The organism is Streptomyces sp. NPDC017890, from assembly GCF_044328675.1.
Taxonomy (GTDB): domain Bacteria; phylum Actinomycetota; class Actinomycetes; order Streptomycetales; family Streptomycetaceae; genus Streptomyces.
Window position 1 is genome coordinate 79,564 of record NZ_JBIRHU010000008.1, and the last position, 16,505, is coordinate 96,068.

At 72.1% G+C, this 16,505-nt stretch carries 16 protein-coding genes and 1 pseudogene; 4 read left to right on the forward strand and 13 right to left on the reverse strand.

What is annotated here, in order from left to right; all coding sequences use genetic code 11:
• Window positions 1-42: 42 nt before the first annotated feature.
• The 3 genes from ACH4F2_RS12465 to ACH4F2_RS12475 all read right to left on the reverse strand — a co-directional run bounded on the left by ACH4F2_RS12465 (window position 43) and on the right by ACH4F2_RS12475 (window position 3,355).
• On the reverse strand, window positions 43-1,386 hold the full coding sequence (locus ACH4F2_RS12465) for an ABC transporter substrate-binding protein (RefSeq protein WP_398132677.1): 1,344 nt from the start codon (window positions 1,384-1,386) through the stop codon (window positions 43-45).
• Between the two features lie 85 nt (window positions 1,387-1,471).
• Window positions 1,472-2,422 (reverse strand): carbohydrate ABC transporter permease, encoded by a 951-nt coding sequence (locus tag ACH4F2_RS12470; protein WP_398132678.1) that lies wholly within the window; start codon window positions 2,420-2,422, stop codon window positions 1,472-1,474.
• Window positions 2,423-2,428: 6 nt separating this feature from the next.
• Window positions 2,429-3,355, reverse strand: coding sequence for a carbohydrate ABC transporter permease (locus ACH4F2_RS12475; protein ID WP_398132679.1), 927 nt, complete (start codon window positions 3,353-3,355; stop codon window positions 2,429-2,431).
• A 295-nt stretch (window positions 3,356-3,650) separates the two neighbouring features.
• Here ACH4F2_RS12475 and ACH4F2_RS12480 point away from each other — a divergent pair, with 295 nt between their 5' ends.
• The 3 genes from ACH4F2_RS12480 to ACH4F2_RS12490 all read left to right on the forward strand — a co-directional run bounded on the left by ACH4F2_RS12480 (window position 3,651) and on the right by ACH4F2_RS12490 (window position 6,442).
• Window positions 3,651-4,637, forward strand: coding sequence for a LacI family DNA-binding transcriptional regulator (locus tag ACH4F2_RS12480; RefSeq protein ID WP_398132857.1), 987 nt, complete (start codon window positions 3,651-3,653; stop codon window positions 4,635-4,637).
• Between the two features lie 102 nt (window positions 4,638-4,739).
• Window positions 4,740-5,294 carry a thiamine pyrophosphate-binding protein gene (locus ACH4F2_RS12485; RefSeq protein WP_398132680.1) on the forward strand — a complete coding sequence of 185 codons (555 nt, stop codon included), beginning with the start codon at window positions 4,740-4,742 and terminating at the stop codon, window positions 5,292-5,294.
• Window positions 5,291-6,442 carry an SDR family oxidoreductase gene (locus ACH4F2_RS12490; protein WP_398132681.1) on the forward strand — a complete coding sequence of 384 codons (1,152 nt, stop codon included), beginning with the start codon at window positions 5,291-5,293 and terminating at the stop codon, window positions 6,440-6,442. The genes ACH4F2_RS12485 and ACH4F2_RS12490 overlap by 4 nt, the downstream gene beginning before the upstream one ends.
• A 109-nt stretch (window positions 6,443-6,551) precedes the next feature.
• Here the strand turns inward: ACH4F2_RS12490 and ACH4F2_RS12495 are convergent, their stop codons facing one another.
• The 10 genes from ACH4F2_RS12495 to ACH4F2_RS12540 form a co-directional block, all read right to left on the reverse strand.
• Window positions 6,552-7,349 carry a ribonuclease BN gene (locus ACH4F2_RS12495; RefSeq protein ID WP_398132682.1) on the reverse strand — a complete coding sequence of 266 codons (798 nt, stop codon included), beginning with the start codon at window positions 7,347-7,349 and terminating at the stop codon, window positions 6,552-6,554.
• 502 nt (window positions 7,350-7,851) lie between these two features.
• Window positions 7,852-8,253, reverse strand: a complete 402-nt coding sequence (locus ACH4F2_RS12500; RefSeq protein WP_398132683.1) for a hypothetical protein — start codon at window positions 8,251-8,253, stop codon at window positions 7,852-7,854.
• Window positions 8,254-8,350: 97 nt separating this feature from the next.
• Window positions 8,351-9,574 carry a cytochrome P450 gene (locus ACH4F2_RS12505; protein ID WP_398132684.1) on the reverse strand — a complete coding sequence of 408 codons (1,224 nt, stop codon included), beginning with the start codon at window positions 9,572-9,574 and terminating at the stop codon, window positions 8,351-8,353.
• A complete protein-coding gene (locus ACH4F2_RS12510) occupies window positions 9,571-10,812 on the reverse strand; it encodes a cytochrome P450 (RefSeq protein ID WP_398132685.1) in 1,242 nt (413 codons plus the stop codon). Before ACH4F2_RS12510 ends, ACH4F2_RS12505 begins: the two co-directional genes overlap by 4 nt.
• Window positions 10,809-11,438, reverse strand: coding sequence for a GTP-binding protein (locus ACH4F2_RS12515; RefSeq protein ID WP_398132686.1), 630 nt, complete (start codon window positions 11,436-11,438; stop codon window positions 10,809-10,811). Before ACH4F2_RS12515 ends, ACH4F2_RS12510 begins: the two co-directional genes overlap by 4 nt.
• A complete protein-coding gene (locus ACH4F2_RS12520; RefSeq protein WP_398132687.1) occupies window positions 11,419-11,766 on the reverse strand; it encodes a DUF742 domain-containing protein in 348 nt (115 codons plus the stop codon). The genes ACH4F2_RS12515 and ACH4F2_RS12520 overlap by 20 nt, the downstream gene beginning before the upstream one ends.
• Window positions 11,763-12,170, reverse strand: coding sequence for a roadblock/LC7 domain-containing protein (locus ACH4F2_RS12525; RefSeq protein WP_398132688.1), 408 nt, complete (start codon window positions 12,168-12,170; stop codon window positions 11,763-11,765). Before ACH4F2_RS12525 ends, ACH4F2_RS12520 begins: the two co-directional genes overlap by 4 nt.
• On the reverse strand, window positions 12,167-13,798 hold the full coding sequence (locus ACH4F2_RS12530) for an ATP-binding protein (RefSeq protein ID WP_398132689.1): 1,632 nt from the start codon (window positions 13,796-13,798) through the stop codon (window positions 12,167-12,169). The genes ACH4F2_RS12525 and ACH4F2_RS12530 overlap by 4 nt, the downstream gene beginning before the upstream one ends.
• A 196-nt stretch (window positions 13,799-13,994) precedes the next feature.
• Window positions 13,995-15,308: a cation:proton antiporter gene (locus ACH4F2_RS12535; RefSeq protein ID WP_398132690.1), complete on the reverse strand. Its 1,314-nt coding sequence runs from the start codon at window positions 15,306-15,308 to the stop codon at window positions 13,995-13,997.
• A gap of 76 nt (window positions 15,309-15,384) precedes the next feature.
• Window positions 15,385-16,077 (reverse strand): GAF and ANTAR domain-containing protein, encoded by a 693-nt coding sequence (locus ACH4F2_RS12540; protein WP_398132691.1) that lies wholly within the window; start codon window positions 16,075-16,077, stop codon window positions 15,385-15,387.
• Between the two features lie 225 nt (window positions 16,078-16,302).
• Here ACH4F2_RS12540 and ACH4F2_RS12545 point away from each other — a divergent pair.
• A pseudogene (locus ACH4F2_RS12545) lies at window positions 16,303-16,486 on the forward strand (ABC transporter ATP-binding protein); the annotation flags it as partial.
• Between the last annotated feature and the right edge of the window lie 19 nt (window positions 16,487-16,505).

Sequence of the window (16,505 nt, forward strand, 5' to 3'; positions counted from 1 at the left end):
GCGCCGCCGCCCGGCGGGCCGCCGCGTCGTGGGCTGCCTGTGCTACTTCTCGACGGTGAAGCCCTGCTCGGTGCCGTACTTGACGGACGCCTCCTGCCAGGACCGCAGGCCTTCGGCCAGCGTGGTGCCGGAGACGTAGGCCTTGCCGACGGTGTCGTTGAAGACCGAGTTCGCGTAGACCTGGTAGGGCAGGTACGACCAGTCGTCGGCGACGTTCGCGGCCGACTCGGCGAAGATCTTGTTGGCCTTCTGGCCGCCGAAGTAGGGGAACGCGGTGTCCTGGAACTTCGCGGACTCCAGATCCGCGGTGGTCGCCGGGAAGGCGCCGTTGCCCAGCCGGGTCTGCACGCCCGCGCCGGCGCTGGCGTACTCGACGAAGGCGTACGCCAGTGCCTCGTTCTTGCCGAGTTCCGGCAGGGCGAGCGCGCTGCCGCCGTTCTCGGCGCTGGTCTTCCCGCCCGCCTGCCACTGGGGCAGCGGGGCGACGCGCCAGTCACCGGCGGCGTCCTTCACGCCCGAGGCCAGGTTGGCGGGCATCCACGCGCCGGTGGCCAGGGTCGCGATGGTGCCGTCGCCGAGGCCCTTGTACCACTCGTCGGTCCAGCTGGTGACGGGCGCGAGGAGCTTCTCGTCGATGAGCTTCTGCCAGGTGCCGGTGAACGTCGTGGCGCCCCGGTCGGAGAAGTCGACCTTCACCGTGGTGCCGTCGACCGTGTAGGGGCGCGAACCGGCCTGCCAGAGCATGCTGGTGGCGAAGCCCGCGTCGCCGGTGTCGGCGGTGATGTACGCCTTCGGGTCGGCCTTGTGCAGGTCGCGGGCGGCGTCCAGGTACTCGGCCCACGTGGTGGGCACCTGGATGTCGTACTTGTCGAACACCTTCTTGTTGTAGAACAGCGCCATCGGGCCGGAGTCCATCGGCAGCGCGTAGACGTCGTCGCCGCCCGCCTTCACGCCGTTCCACGGGCCGGGGGAGAACTTGCCGGAGAGCTTGTCGGCGCCGAAGGCCTTCAGGTCGGTGAGCTGCTTGGTGAGCGCGTACTGACCCATCGCGTAGTACTCGATCTGCGCGACGTCGGGGACGCCCTTCTTCGCCGATATGGCGTTCTGCAGCGCCGTGTACTGGTCGTTGTGGGTGCCCGCGTTGACGAGGTCGACCTTGACGCCGGGGTGTTCCTTCTCGAAGTCGGCGGCCACCTGCTCGAGCGTGGGCTCCCACGCCCAGACCGTGAGGGTGCCGCCCTCCTTGAGGGCCGCCTGGATGTCCGCCTCGGAGACCGCCTTCCGGCTCGATCCCCCGTCGTCGGAGTCGCCGCAGGCGGTCGCCCCCAGGGCGAGGGCGCAGACGAGTACTGTGCCGCGCAGCAGGCGGCGCGAGTGCTTGGGCATGGGTGTGCTTCCACTTCTTCGTGGCCGGAACCGGCACCGTCGAGGGTTGGGGGCGTTGGGGGAGAGGGGAGTGGACTGCTCGGGGCTACTCCTTGACGCTTCCGGCGGCGAGTCCGGACTGCCAGTACTTCTGCAGCAGCAGGAACGCGGCGATCAGCGGCAGGATGGTGATGAGTGACCCGGTGACGACCAGGTTGAAGACGGCCTCGCCGCCGGCGGTCGCGGCCTGGGCGTTCCAGCTGTTCAGGCCCAGCGTCAGCGGATACCAGTCGGGATCCTTGAGCATGACCAGCGGCAGGAAGAAGTTGTTCCAGGTCGCGACCATGGTGAACAGCAGGACGGTGACGATGCCGGGCGCCAGCAGCGGCAGGGCGACCTGGAAGAAGGTGCGCACCTCGCCGGCGCCGTCGATGCGGGCGGCCTCCATCAGCTCGGTCGGGATGGCCTCGGTGGCGAACACCCACATCAGGTACAGGCCGAACGGCGAGATCAGGGACGGGATGATCACCGCCCAGGGCGTGTCGGTGAGTCCCATCTTGCTGAACATCAGGAAGGTCGGCACCGCCAGCGCCGTACCCGGCACGGCCACCGCGCCGATGACCACGGCGAAGACGGCACGCCGGCCGGGGAAGTGGAACTTGGCGAGCGCGTAGCCGCCGAGCACGGCGAGGAAGGTGGCGCCGCCCGCTCCCAGCCCCACGTACAGCAGGGTGTTCAGCAGCCAGCGGGTGAAGACGCCGTCGTCGTAGGCGAACGTCTGAGTGATGTTGTCCCACAGCGCGAAGTCGCCGTCGAACCACAGACCGAAGGAACGGGCCAGTCCCTCCTGCGTCTTGGTGGCGCTGATGGCCAGCCAGATCAGCGGCACCAGGCTGTACAGGAGCACCAGCGAGGTGAGCGCGGTCAGCAGCACGCTGCGCCGGGGCTTGTCGGCGGAGTGACGGCGCCGGGAGGCGCGCAGCCGGGGCACGGGGCCCGAGGTGCCGGACGGGGCGGTCGCGGAACGGTCGGAGACGGTGACGACAGGACTGGTCATCGCTGTTCACACTCCCTTGCGCATGCCGCGCAGCTGGACGACGTAGGCGATGACCATGGTGATCAGCCCCATGACGATGGCGACCGTCGCGGAGTAGTTGTGCTGCTGGCCGTTGAAGGACAGCGAGTACGTGTAGTAGTTCGGCGTGTAGTCGGTCGTGATGGCGTTGGGTGCCAGCGGCTGCAGGATGCTCGGCTCGTTGAAGAGCTGGAAGCTGCCGATGATCGAGAAGATCGTCGCGATCACCAGGGCGCCGCGGATGGCGGGAAGCTTGATGGCGGCGATCACCCGGATCTGACCGGCGCCGTCGATCTGGGCCGCCTCGTACAGCGAGTGCGGTACGACCCGCAGCGCAGAGTAGAAGATCAGCATGTTGTAGCCGACGAACTCCCAGGTCACGATGTTGCCGATGGAGGCCAGCACCATGTCCGGGGAGAGCGGGTCGGGCAGGGAGACGCCCAGCGCGCCGTTGACGTCGCCGAGCAGGCCGAACCGGGTGCCGTACATGAAGCCCCACATCAGCGTGGCCACCACGGCGGGCACGGCGTACGGCAGGAAGATCGAGATGCGGAAGAAGTCCCGGCCGTAGAGGCGTCCGCTGTCCAGTGCCAGCGCCACCAGCAGTGCGATGCCGAGCATGATCGGCACCTGCACGGCGAGGAAGAGCGAGACCCGGCCGAGCGAGGCCCAGAACCGCTCGTCCTTCAGCGCCGCGCTGTAGTTGTCCAGTCCGACGAAGGTGGTCCCGCCGATGAGCTGGTCGCGGAAGAGGCTGAGGTAGACCGAGTACGCGATCGGCGCGAGGAAGACCAGCGCGAACACGGCCACGAAGGGACCGAGGAACCCCCACCCCGTCCAGGAGCGGCGCTCCCGCCTCGCCGGGGGTGGGGCCGGGCGCGGCTCGGCGGCGGCCGGCGGTTGCAGCGTCGTCATGTCGTTCCTCGCTCGTCCACGTCCTGAAGGCGTCCTGGAGCCTCGCGATGTTTACGTAAACACCAAGCGCCGCGGATGTGCGATTCCGTTGGTCGGAGTGCTGTTATGTTTACGTAAACATTTGATGGCGGCATGTCTACACTGCCCCGAGGACGACGGTCAAGGGTCCTTCGGGAGCCGGGATTCGGACATGGTGGAGAGGTGGCGAACGGCAGTGGACACCGCTGAGGAAGTCGCGGACGCGCGGGACGTGGGGACCCGGCGCCGCCGCGGCGGCCGGGTGCCGACGGCGTCCATGGCGGACGTGGCCCGGCTCGCGGGAGTCTCCTCGCAGACCGTCTCCCGCGTCTCCAACGGCTACGCCGGAGTGACCGAGGAGACCCGGCTGCAGGTGCTGGCGGCCATGAAGGAGCTGGGCTACCGGCCCAACAGCGCGGCCAGGGCGCTCAAGCGCGGCGAGTTCCGCACCATCGGCGTCATCACCTTCTCGCTGGCCACCACGGGCAACGTGCGCACCCTGGAGGCCATCGCCACCTCCGCGGCGAGCGAGGGGTACGCGGTGACGCTGCTGCCCGTCGCCGTCCCCACCCAGGACGAGGTGCGGGGCGCGTTCTCCCGGCTGGAGGAACTCGCCGTCGACGCGGTGATCGTCATCATGGAGGTCCACCTGCTGGACGCGGCGACCCTCAAACTGCCGCCGCACGTCCAGGTCGTCGTGGTCGACTCCGACGCCGGCGACCACTACACGGTCGTCGACACCGACCAGGCCGGCGGCACCCGCGCCGCCGTGCGCCATCTGCTGGACCTCGGACACGACACGGTGTGGCACCTGGGCGGGCCCGAGGGGTCCTTCGCCGCCCAGCGCCGCACGGACGCCTGGCGGCACACGCTCGCCGAGGCCGGCCGTACCCCGCCGCCCCTCACCCGGGGCGACTGGTCGGCGGAGTCCGGCTACCGGGCCGGCCTGGAACTCGCCGCCCGCAAGGAGTGCACGGCCGTCTTCGCGGCCAACGACCAGATGGCCCTCGGCCTGATGCGCGCCCTGCACGAACACGGCCGGCGCGTCCCCGAGGACGTCAGCGTCATCGGCTTCGACGACATCCCCGAGGCCGGCTCCTTCCTGCCTCCGCTGACCACCGTCCACCAGGACTTCGCCGAGGTCGGGCGGCTGTGCGTGCAGGCCGTGCTGCGCAAGATGCGCCAGGACGGCCCGGAGCGGGGCACGACACTCGTGCCGACCCGCCTGGTGACCCGGGCGAGCACGGCGGCGCCGCCGGAGTAGGGGTTCGGTTCCTGGCCGAACGGATGGGTACCTCCTGGTTTACGCCTTCCGGCGAAGGCAACTCACAAGCCGACCGGCGTCCCCCTCGTCCAGGAGAGCTTCATGACCGAAGTCGCCGATTCTGTGCTCCAGCGCCTGTCCGAGTGGGGCGTCCGGCGTGTGTACGGCTGTCCGGGTGACGGCACCATCGGTCTGCCCGGCGCCTTCGACCGGGCCGACGGCGACCCGGAGTTCATCCAGGCCGGGCACGAGGAGACGGCCGCCTCCACGCCCTGCGCCCACGCCGAGTTCACCGGAGATGCGGGCTGCTGCATCGCCACCTCGGGGCCGGGCGCAGGGCACCTGCTCAACGGCCTGTACGACGCCGAGCTCGACCACCGGCCCGTGGTGGCGGTGGTGGGCCGGCGCAAGACCCTGTCGCCGGGCACCCCCTACCAGCAGGAGGACGAGGCGCTCGCCGCCGACCGGCCGGTGGTCCTGGAGTGCAAGGTCGACGCGGAGACCGCGCCGATCCCGCCGCACATCGTGAAGGAGCAGGGCGAGAAGGCCGTCAAGGCGGCGCCGCACGACCCGGAACTCACCGGGATCGCCACCAAGGGCGTACGGCACAAGCCCACCGAGTACGCCGAGCACCTGCCCGGCCGGGGGAAGAAGTGAGCGGCGCGCGACGGACCCGGGGAGGCGGGCGGCCCGGCCGGGCGGACGGTACCGAAGTCGTGGTCGTCACCGGGGCGAGCGGCGGCGTCGGCCGGGCCACCGCCCGGGCCTTCGGCGCCCGTGGGAGCTCCGTGGCCCTGCTTGCGCGCGGCGAGTACGCCCTGGAACAGGCCGCCGAGGAGGTCCGGGAGGCCGGCGGACGCGCGCTGCCCCTGACGGTGGACGTCGCCGACCCGGAGGCCGTCGACGCGGCGGCCGCCCGGATCGAGGACGAACTCGGCCCGATCGACATCTGGGTGAACGCGGCGTTCACGACCGTCTTCGCACCCGTGCCGGAGGTCAGGCCCGAGGAGCTGAGACGTGCCACGGAGGTGACCTACTTCGGCTTCGTCCACGGCACCCAGGCCGCCCTGCGGCACATGACGCCGCGCGATCGCGGCACCATCGTCCAGGTGGGGTCGGCCCTGGCCCAGCGCAGCGTCCCGCTCCAGGCGGTGTACTGCGGGGCCAAACACGCCATCCAGGGCTTCACCGAGTCCCTGCGCTGCGAGCTGCTGCACGACCGCAGCGGGGTGCGGGTGACCATGGTCCAGATGCCCGGGCTCAACACGCCCCAGTTCAGCTGGGTCCTCACCCGGCTGCCCAGGCACCCGCGCCCGGTGGCCCCCGTCTACCAGCCCGAGGTCGCCGCCGAGGCGGTCCTGTACGCCGCCGACCATCCCCAGCGGCGCGAGTACTGGGTCGGCGGATCCACCGTCGCCACCCTGCTCGGCCAGAAGTTCGCCCCGGGGCTGCTGGACCGCTATCTGGCCCGGACCGGGTACGACTCGCAGCAGACCGACGAGCCCGTCGACCCGTCCCGCCCGGTCAACCTCTGGAAGCCGCCGGACGACACCGCACCGGCCGACTACGGCGCGCACGGCGTCTTCGACGACGAGTCCCACCCGCGCAGCCTGCAGTTCTGGCTCTCCCGCCACCGCCGGCCACTCGCGCTGGCCGCCACCGTGACCGGAACGGTCGCCGCGGTCCTGGCCGACGGCATCCTGCGGCGCTCCCACCGCGGTGGGGCCGAAGCGTCGTTGCGGCGGACCGCGTACGCCGGCCGGAGAGCACGGACGACGGCCCGCGGCACGCTGCCGCGCCGCTGACCGGACCTCACCCGCGGCACGCCGCCGCTGACCGGACCTTACCCGCGGTGCCGCGCCGGTGACCGGACCTCCGCGTCGCAGGGCGGACTGGCGTGTGTGAGCGTGTGGGTCATTCACGGTCGATGGTGCGTGTCCACCAGTGGTGCTCGCAGAACCAGTGGCCGACCATCGCGCCGCCGAAGACCACGAACCCCACCCCGATCAGCCAGGACTCCACCACCAGCACGATGCCGACCGTGCCGTAGCTGATCGCGTTGTCCAGGATGAGCGGCGTGAAGACGAGGTACGAGAAGCCGCGCAGTCCGATCAGGCCCACCATGGTCGCGAGAGCCCCCGGCAGCAGGTCCCGCCAGCGGACCTGGCTGCCCAGCAGGAAGTGCTGCCCCCACCAGAAGAACAGCATGCCCGTCGCCGTGGACAGCACGATCCGCGCCGACCCGTGCAGAGCGGTCCGTGTCTGCACCTCCTGGTAGAGGTACGCGGTCAGCGCGATCACCCAGGTCATCTGGCGCCAGACGCGGTGCCACGGTCCGGAGGGGAGCTCCCAGATCCGCTCGTAGCCGTTCTGCACGCTCGCCGCGAACGACACGCCGAACACGGCGAGCGCGATGGCGCCCCACACACTCGTGGTGCCGACGATCTTGGTCGGAGGGCTGAAGATGTCGGTCAGTACACGTGCGGACCGGCCGGACAGCCCCATGCCGTCGACCAGCCAGGTCGCGAAACCGCCCCGTCGCAGGGGGTCGAAGGCGGCCACCACGATCAGCAACGGCGCCAGCGTGACCAGGGCGAGCGTGGCGAACCCCATGGCCCGGTGCATCAGCTCCAGGTCCCGGCCGCGCCGGACGAGGGAGGACGCGGCCAACCGGTCCCACACACGGTGGAACGGTTGCCGGAAGCGGTTCACGGATGCTCCTCGGGCGGGTCCCTTCGATGGCTCGCGGACGCGGAACTGAGTGACCCGTCGGCGGGCCGGACAAACGCGGCGTCACCCGGATGCCCGCCGGGCGCCGGCCCGGACGGCCTTCGCACGGGCCGGACGCCGCGGGGAACCGGCTCCGTGAAGGGCGCGCACCGACCGCTCACGGGACGACCCGGGGGACGAGTACGCGATGACGCCGGCGACCGGCTTCGACGCGCGGGCGCTGGACGAGTGCACGGTCCACGCCGTCGACGTCCACGCCTTCCAGGACCCCACCGACGGCTCCGACCGCCCCCGACGGCCGGGAACAGGACGGCACCCGGGAGGCCTGGAGGTCGAGTGGGCCGACGGGGAGCCCTACCGCGTGCAGGGAAGGCGGCCCCGTCCTGGCCTCGGCCGGGGCGCGGGCCACCGGCGCGCCGGCCGGGGCCGAGGCGGGGGTCGGACACCGGGGCCGGGGACCGGAGTCCGGGACCGGGGTCCGGGGTCAGGGGTCCGTGCGCTGCTGCTCGCGCATGCGCTCGTTGTGCCAGGCGATGGCGGCACGTATCTGCGGCTCCTGGAGGCCCGTCCGGCAGCCGAGCTGTTCCATGGAGAGCGCCTCCGGGCCCGCGGTCAGGGTCCGGGTGAGCTTCGCCGCCCACAGTTCCTCCTCCACGAAGGGCCGGTTCGCGTAGCCCGCCTTCACCACGTCGAAGTGGTCGTCGCAGCACGCGGTGATGAGCCGTAGCCCGTCGGCCCAGACGTGGATGGCGTGCGCCGCGGAGGAGTCCGGTACGTAGCCGGTGACGGACTCGTTCTCGGGGAAGACCCTGGCGCACAGGTCGCACAGCTCCATGGGGACCGTCTTCGCGGTCCGACGGTCCTTCCTGCTCTTGCGCTTCCACATGGCGACTCCCGGGGGTCGGCGTCCGGAATGCCGGAGTTACCCGCAGGGCGGGGAGCAAACGCCCCGCGGGTGACAGCCTCGGCCCGGCCGGACGCCGTTACGCCAGCCTGACCGGCAGCTCGAAGAGGTCGTTCTGCGTGACCACCGGCTTGTTGCGCAGGTCGGACGCCGGCACCGCCAGGTCCAGGTGCGGGAACCGGGCGTAGAGCGCGGGCAGCGCCACGCCCGCCTCCAGCCGGGACAGGGCAGCGCCGGGGCACACGTGCGGGCCGTGACCGAAGGAGATGTGCCGGCTGGGCGAGGTGCGGGTGATGTCGAACTCGCCCGCCGTCGGCCCGTGCGCCGCCTCGTCCCGGCCCAGCGCGCCGTACGACACGATCAGCGCGTCCCCGGCGGGTATCACCTTCTCGCCGACCTTGACGTCCTCGGTCGCGAAGCGGATCAGGACGTGCGAGGTCGGGGTCGAGTGGCGCAGCGTCTCCTCGATCACCGCGGACCAGTCCGCCTCACCGGAGAGCACCAGGGCCCGCTGCTCGGGATGCGTGGACAGGTTGACCACGGAGTTCACGATGAGTGAGATCGTCGTCTCGTGTCCGGCGGCCACCATCAGCTGGAGCGTGGAGACGATCTCCGCGTCCGTGAGGTGGTCGCCGTCCTCCGACGCCTGGATCAGCGCGCTGGTCAGGTCGTCGCCGGGAGCGGCGCGCTTGGCGGCGACCGTGTCGGCCATGATCCCGGCCAGCTCGGTGAGGGTGGCGACGACCTCCTCGGGCGGCGTCTGCGTCGAGAAGAACTTCTCGAACAGCACCTTCAGCCGCGGCAGCCGCGCCTCCTCGATGCCCATCAGGTCGGCGATGACGTACATCGGCAGCGGGTAGGCGAAGGCCGCCTTGAGGTCGACGACGCCGCCGTCCGCGGGCAGCTCGTCGAGCAGCCGCTCGGTGAGCTCGGTGATCCGCCCCCGCATGTGCTCCACCCGGCGCACCGTGAGCGCCTGCGCCACGAGCGTACGCAGCCGGCGGTGCTCCGCGCCGTCCACGGTGAGCATCGAGCGGCCGGGGTTGGCCAGCCCGATCAGCGGCCAGTCGGCGGGGATCTCGCCACGCTGCCACGCCCCCCACACGTTGATGTCCTTGACCAGACGCGGGTCGGTGAGAAGGGCCTTGGCCTCCGCGTGGTGCGTGACCGCCCAGACGGGCACGCCGCCCGGCAGCTCCACGGCGGCGAGCGGTCCGGCCGCGCGCAGCCGGGCGCTCTCGCCGTCCAAGTCGGTGACGAACGGGTCCAGCGGGATCCGGGCTTCTTCGGTGCCGGTCGTCATGCTGACGTGCCTCCCAGGGCAGTGGTCGGAGTGAACCGCACGGGCAACTCGGTCAGCCCCCGCAGCCAGGGCGAGGGTCGACGGGTGAGGGACCCGGCGGGTACGGCCAGGTCGATGTCCGGCAGCCGGTCGAGGACGACCTCGATGCCCGTGCGCGCGATGACCTCGGCGACCTCCTGCGCGGGGAAGGGGCAGCGGTGCTCGCCGTGGCCGAAGGAGAAGTGCGCGTTGTTGCCGCCGGTGAGCGCGGAGCCGTCGGTGCGGACCTGCGGGTCGGAGTTGGCGCCCTGCAGACCGAGCAGCACCAGGTCGCCGGCGCGGATGTGCCGCCCGCCGAGCCGGGTGTCGCGCGAGGCCCAGCGGCCGGCCACGTTCTGCGTGGGAGTGTCCTCCCACAGCACCTCGTTCATGGCCTCGGCGACACTGTTGCGGCCGCCGAAGAGCGAGGCGGCGAACCGGTCGTCGGTCAGCATCAGGCGCAGCGAGTTGCCGATCCAGTCCGCCGTCGGCTGGTGGCCCGCCGCCAGCATCACCATCAGGTCCTGGGCGACCTCCTCCTCGGTGAAGCCGCTGTCGTCGGCCAGCATCCGGGAGGCGACGTCGTCGGCGGGCGCCGCCTTCCGGTCGGCGAGGAGCCGCGCCATCGACGTGCCGAGGTGCGTCTGGCCGGCGATGGCCCGCTCCCGGCCGTCGATCATGTCGTTGAGGGCGGTGACGAGCGCCGGGCCCTGCTCGTCGGGGAAGCCGTACAGACGGGCCAGGACCCGTACCGGCAGCAGCATGGCGTAGTCGCCGACGAGGTCGGCCTCGCCCTTGGCGCACAGCCGGTCCACCAGTTCGTCGGCGAACCGCTCGGCGTGGCCGCGCAGGACGTGCGGGTCGACCGCCTCCAGCGCGTTGCTGATCATGGCGGCGCGTTCGCGGTGCCGCTCGCCGACCGTGTAGAGGATCGACGGCTGCTTGCGACCGATCATCGGCAGCAGCGGCCAGTCGTCGGGGATGCTCTCCCACTGGTTCCAGAGGTCGGAATCCCGGCTGAAGAGCACCGGGTCGCCGGTCACCTGGTGCAGTTCGCGGTAACCGAGCACCAGCCAGGCCGGGACGTCCCCGTCCAGCAGCACCGGGGTGACGGCACCGTGCTCGCGCCGCATCTGCCGGTACAGCAGGGCGGGTTCGGTCTGGAAGCGGGGACCGCCGAGCGGTACGGCGTCCGCGGCGTCGGTGGCTTCGGTGCTCACACGAACTCCTGTCGGGGCCGGCCCGCCCGGCCGGCGTAGTGGGCCTGGAGGTGCTCGACGAGCGCGATCAGCACCTGCTTGCTGGACTCGCGGGACCGGGCGTCGCACGAGACCAGCGGCACCCGCGGATCCAGGTCGAGGGCCTCGCGCACGGCCCCGGGCGGATGCTCGGGACCACCGAAGTCGTTGCAGGCGACGATGAACGGCGTGCCGTGGTGCTCCAGGCGGTCGATGGCGTACCAGGAGTCGTCGATGCGGCGGGTGTCGACCAGGACCACCGCGCCGAGCGTGCCGGAGAACAGCCGGTCCCACAGGAACCAGAACCGCTCCTGACCGGGCGCGCCGAACAGGTACAGCACGTTGCGCGCGTCGAGGCTGATGCGGCCGAAGTCGAAGGCCACGGTCGTCGCGGTCTTGCCGCGCACCTCGCTGATGTCGTCGATCGCCTCGCCGGCCTGCGTCATCGTCTCCTCGGTGTTGAGGGGACGTATCTCGCTGACCGAGCGGACCATGGTCGTCTTGCCGACGCCGAACCCGCCCACGACCACGATCTTCAGGCCGTTGTCGGCGGACGCGCCCAGCGGCGTGCGCGCTGGGGTACGGGCGTCAGAGATTGCGGAGTCCAACGAGCACCTGCTCCAGGATGTCGGGGTCGGGGACGGCTGCCGTGTACGGGTGGCGTGCGCTCACCCGGCCGGCGGCGTGGAGGTCGGAGAGCAGGATCTTCGTGATGCTCACCGGGAGCCGCAGTTCGGCGGCGATCTCCACCACGGCCGTGGGAGCCTCGGTCATCCTGAGGATCGCCGTGTGCTCCGACTGCATGCCGGGCCTCGGCTCGCACTCGGCGACGACGAGGGTGACCAGGTCGAAGGGGTTGTCGGGGCCCGACCGGCTGCGCCCCTGGGTGAGGGTGTACAGGCGGTCGGGTGCGTCGTCCCTGCCGGGGCGGCTCATGACGTACGGGGCTGCGCGGTGAGGTGCTCGCCGAGCTGCTCGATGAGCTCGCTCATGTTGTGCCCGACGAGCCCCTCGTCCGCGTCCTCGGAGGTGACGACGGCGAGGTGCGCGCCCTCACCGGCCTCCACGATGAACAGGATCCCGCCGTAGAACTCGGTCATGGCCGAGCGCACCCCGCCGCTGCCGTCGCCGAACTCCACGGACGCGCCGTGGGACAGCGACTGGATGCCGGCGGCGATCGCGGCCAGCTGGTCGGCCTGGTCGACGGAGAGCTCCGGGGTGCGGCACAGCTTGAGTCCGTCCCGGGAGAGGACGAGCGCGTGCCGCGCGCCCGGCGTGCGCTCCAGGAGGCCCTCGATGAGCCAGGTGAGCTTCTCGTCGGCGGTGGTCGAGCCGGTCATGGAGTGGTGTCGCCTTCCGGGTGCGCGTGCGAGTGGGCGGGGTGGTCGGGGTCGGTCTCGGCCGGTGCGGACGCGGCGGGCTCCGCCCGCGGGTCGTCGTCCCGCGAGGCGGGTCCGGTGGTCCGGACGGCCTGGCGGAAACTGCTGAAGCGGGCCGCGCGGGCCTTGGCGTCGTCGGGGGACGGCGTGACGCGCGGCTGTGCGGACCGGGTGGTGGTCCGGGCACGTTCGGCCGCGGCGAGGGTGCGGCCGCGGCGCCGCTTGGGAAGCCCCGTGTCCGGCTCGGCGGGCACGGCGACTTCGGCCGACGTGTCCGGATCGCGGTCCGCGGGCTCGTGGGCGGGCAGCGGCTCGGAGTCCACGTCGACGTCGCCGGGCCCGGCGACGGCCGGTGCGGGGGTGCGGGGCAGGCCGGCCGGGGCCGCGGGCAGCGGGGCCACCGCCGGAGAGTCGGGGACCGCGGGTCCGCTCAGGATGTCCTGGGGGACGAGCATCAGCACGCCCGTACCACCGCGTGCGGACGGCCGGAAGGACACCTTCAGCCCGTACTTGGCCGACAGCCGGCCCACCACCGCGAGGCCCAGCCGGGTGCCGGTCAGCCCGCCGAGCCCGGCGGACTCGCCGGCCACCGCCTGCTGGGCCCGGCGCAGCTGCACCTCGCCCATCACCAGCCCGCTGTCCTCCACGGACACGATGACACCGGCCGGGACCTCCTCGACGTACACATGGACCTCGGCGGTCGGCGGCGAGAAGTTCGCGGCGTTGTCGAGGAGTTCGGCAAGCGCGTGCATGACGCCTTCGGCGGCGTGCCCGGCGACCGCGGTGTCGCTGGCCGAGTGCACGCGCACCCGCTGGTACCCGGCGATACGTCCCATGGCGCCGCGCAGGATCGACTCCATGCCGATGGGCCGGGCCCAACGGCGCCCGGAGCGGGCGCCCGTGAGGACGGCGACGGAGTCGGCGAGCCGGCCCGCCTGCGCGGTGCGGTGGTCGAGGTGCAGCAGGTCGGCGAGGACGTCCTCGTCGCTGTGCCGTTCCTCCATGGCACGCAGGTCGGCGAGCATTCCGGTGGCCAGCGCCTGCATCCGGCCGGCCGCGTTGGCGGTCGCGGACACGGCGGCGGCTCGCCCGCTGTTCGCCCGCTCCAGCCGCGCCCGCAGCTCGGTGGTCTCCTCGGTGAGCCGCGCGACCTCCTGGGCCCGCTGCTCGGCGAGACGTACCCGCTCCCGCTCGAAACCGTCCGCGAGTTGCTCCCGCTCACGGTCGAACTCCGCCACCAGAAGGATGCGTTCGCGCTCGGTCTGGGCCCGCAGGCGCTCCTGCTCCTGCCTCGTCCGCTCGGTCAGCCGCGCCCGGTCCTGTGCCAGCCCCGCCGCGTCCGCGCGGGCGGCCTCCAGCAGGCGGCGGGTGGCCCGTTCCCGGCGCACGGCGTGCACGGCCACCGTCACGGCCACGCAGAGCAGGACCGCCGCGGCGCTCGCGCCCAGCGCGAGCGGAACGCGTACCGAGGACGGCGCCGCGGCGACGGCACCGCCGACGACGAGTGCCGAGACCACCGCACAGGGCAGGGCCGCGGTTGCGAGGGCGCGGGGAACGGGGCGGTCGCCGGGGCGGGCGGGCGCGGTCATCAATCGGGTCCTCGCCAGGCCGCCGGAGCGGCCCTCGTGTCGTCCTTCGGGGCGCGTGTGAGCAGACAGCTTCCACCCACACGGCACACAACTGGCGATCACTATACGAGGGTTACTGATCCAAAAGAGAGGGGTCTCGTTCAAATACTGCTCGTTCAAGCACTGCCCGCTGTCCTCGAGTTCCGTCCGGCAGACGTCACAGGCGCTCGTTCGCCACGTCGTCCTCGTTCGGCGCCCGCCAGGTCCGCCGGCGGCCGCGGGCCCGGAGCAGCCGCAACCGGTCGAGGTGGGAGATCACCGGGGAGGCGGTCACCCCGTGCAGGACGACGGAGGCGAGGACGGTGAAGGCCACCACGGCCCACAGCTCCCCGGCAGGGACGTGGAAGCCCTCCGTGCCGAGGGCGTGGGCGAGGTAGAACAGCGAGCCGATGCCGCGGATGCCGAAGAAGGCGGTCACGAGACGTTCCCGGGGGCCCGCGGCCGTGCCGAACAGCGCGACCCAGCCGGTCAGCGGCCGGGCGACCAGCAGCACGAGCAGACCGACGGCCGCGCCCCGCCAGGTCAGGTCGGCCAGGGCGCCCTGCGCGACACAGACGCCCAGCAGGAAGAGGAGCCCGGCGGTCAGCAGTCGTTCGACCTGCTCGACGAAGTCGTGCAGCACGGCGTGGTAGCCGTGGTCGCGTTCGGCGGCGCGGATTCGGCAGGCGGTGACGAAGACGGCCAGGAAACCGTAGCCGTGGGCGAGTTCGGTGATGCCGTAGGAAAGGAACGTGGCGCCCAGGGCGACGAAGCCCTCCCGGTGCTCGGACAGCCGCACCGCCTGCCGGCCGGCGCGGAAGAAGAGCCAGCCGAGCAGTCTGCCGACGGCCAGGCCGGCCAGCACTCCGACCACGCACCCGTACAGCACGTCGACCAGCAGCCAGTGCCCGACCCAGCCACCGGACAGGCCGGTGCCCGCCGCCGCGGCCAGCGCGATCGCCGCCATGACGACGGGGAAGGCGAGACCGTCGTTGAGGCCGGCCTCGCTGGTGAGCGCGAAACGCACCTCGTCCTCGTCGTGCTCGGAATCGGTCGGCGCGCCCACCCGCACCTCGGAGGCGAGCACCGGATCGGTGGGTGCGAGCACGCCCGCGAGCAGCAGCGCGGCGGCCGGCGGCCAGTCGAGCAGCCACCAGGCGAGGAGTCCCGTGACCGCGATGGTCAGCGGCATGGTGACACCGATCAGCCGCCACGGAGCCCGCCAGCGGCGCAGGCCGAAGGGGCGGTTCAGGGCCAGCCCGGCGCCCATCAGGGAGACGATGAGGCAGATCTCGGTGACGTGCTCCACCCACACCCGGTCGCGCACCAGGTCGATCTCCGGCAGCGGTGTGGGCAGCAGTTGCAGTCCGGCCCCGCAGGCCAGGAAGACGAGCGGCATGGACAGGGGCCGTCCGGCGACCAGCCGGGGGAGTACGGCCGCCCCGAGCGCACCCGCCCCGAGCACGGTGAAGAGAAAGTCGGCCAAGGTCATCGCTGTCGTGTGCCCGCTGCCGGACGGCCGTACGCAGGCGGCCCGGCCGAATCACCGACGGGCCGCCGGCCGCGGCTCAGGGCAGACCGCCCTGGTCGCAGACCTGGCGGGCGACGTCACGGAGCTTCACGTTGCGGTCTTGCGAGTACCGCCGCAGTGCCGCGAAGGCCTGGTCCTCGGACAGGCGGTGCCTGCCCATGAGGATGCCCATGGCCTCACCGATGGTGTGCCGGGTGCCGATGGCCTCCTGCAGCTGGGCGTACGTACGGGCGCTGGAGAAGGCGACCGCGGCGTGGGACGCCAGCAGCCAGCCGGCCGTCTCGCTGGCGTCGGTGAACGCGCCGGGCTTGTACGAGTAGATGTTCAGCGCCCCGAGGTCCTCGTCCTCGGTGAACAGCAGGAAGCCCATCATGCTGCCCAGACCCAGCTTGCGTGCCTCGGGCACGTACTTGGGCCAGCGCCGCGCCTCGTCCGTGAAGTCGGCGATCCGGAACTGCCGCTGCCCCTCGGAGGCGCGCGCGGCATCGAAACACGGTCCTTCCCCGACGCGTCCCTGAAGCTCGTCGCTGTCGACGACCACCTGGCCGGTGGGCGCGAGCGACCGCACCTGCTTGCCGCGCAGGATGAGGATGCCGGCGGCGTCACAGCCCTCCACCAGCTCCTTGGCCGAACCGGTGATCCGCGCGAGGGTGTCGTTCACGGATTCCTGCGCCAGCAGATCGCGCGCCAATGAGGCCATCTGCTGTGCGAACCCACGCCAGTCCTCCATACCGTTTCCTCCTCGTTCCCTGGAGGAGTGCCCCGCGGACGGCCGGGCGCAACAGGGAGATCACGCCGCACCGGTGCCAGGCGCTCCCTGGCCACCGCGCTCGCCGTCACCCAGGGCTCAGCGCAGGACGAGACCGAGGACGGTGGCGGCCGCGGTGTCGTGCGTCGTGATGATCAGGACGTGCGGCGCCCCGGTCGCGCGGTGATCGCGGCCGTGGCCTGTGCGCTGCTCGTCGACGAACCCACCAGCGCCCTCGACCAGGAGCGGGGCGGCGCCGTACTCGGCCCTGGTCACCCGCCTCACCCGGGAGCGGGCGACCGCCACGGTGCCGCTCACCCACGACCACGTCAGTCCGGCCGCGGCCGACCGTGTCACCGAGGTGCACGACGGACGGCCGGGTCTGCCCGCGCGTCCGCCCCGCACGGGCG

Excerpts from the sequence above, each read along its gene's own strand:
- ACH4F2_RS12465 (WP_398132677.1), bottom strand. The coding sequence starts at position 1,386 with ATGCCCAAGCACTCGCGCCGCCTGCTGCGCGGCACAGTACTCGTCTGC.
- ACH4F2_RS12470 (WP_398132678.1), bottom strand. The coding sequence starts at position 2,422 with ATGACCAGTCCTGTCGTCACCGTCTCCGACCGTTCCGCGACCGCCCCG.
- ACH4F2_RS12475 (WP_398132679.1), bottom strand. The coding sequence starts at position 3,355 with ATGACGACGCTGCAACCGCCGGCCGCCGCCGAGCCGCGCCCGGCCCCA.
- ACH4F2_RS12480 (WP_398132857.1), top strand. The coding sequence starts at position 3,651 with ATGGCGGACGTGGCCCGGCTCGCGGGAGTCTCCTCGCAGACCGTCTCC.
- ACH4F2_RS12485 (WP_398132680.1), top strand. The coding sequence starts at position 4,740 with ATGACCGAAGTCGCCGATTCTGTGCTCCAGCGCCTGTCCGAGTGGGGC.
- ACH4F2_RS12500 (WP_398132683.1), bottom strand. The coding sequence starts at position 8,253 with ATGTGGAAGCGCAAGAGCAGGAAGGACCGTCGGACCGCGAAGACGGTC.
- ACH4F2_RS12505 (WP_398132684.1), bottom strand. The coding sequence starts at position 9,574 with ATGACGACCGGCACCGAAGAAGCCCGGATCCCGCTGGACCCGTTCGTC.
- ACH4F2_RS12520 (WP_398132687.1), bottom strand. The coding sequence starts at position 11,766 with ATGAGCCGCCCCGGCAGGGACGACGCACCCGACCGCCTGTACACCCTC.
- ACH4F2_RS12525 (WP_398132688.1), bottom strand. The coding sequence starts at position 12,170 with ATGACCGGCTCGACCACCGCCGACGAGAAGCTCACCTGGCTCATCGAG.
- ACH4F2_RS12530 (WP_398132689.1), bottom strand. The coding sequence starts at position 13,798 with ATGACCGCGCCCGCCCGCCCCGGCGACCGCCCCGTTCCCCGCGCCCTC.
- ACH4F2_RS12535 (WP_398132690.1), bottom strand. The coding sequence starts at position 15,308 with ATGACCTTGGCCGACTTTCTCTTCACCGTGCTCGGGGCGGGTGCGCTC.
- ACH4F2_RS12540 (WP_398132691.1), bottom strand. The coding sequence starts at position 16,077 with ATGGAGGACTGGCGTGGGTTCGCACAGCAGATGGCCTCATTGGCGCGC.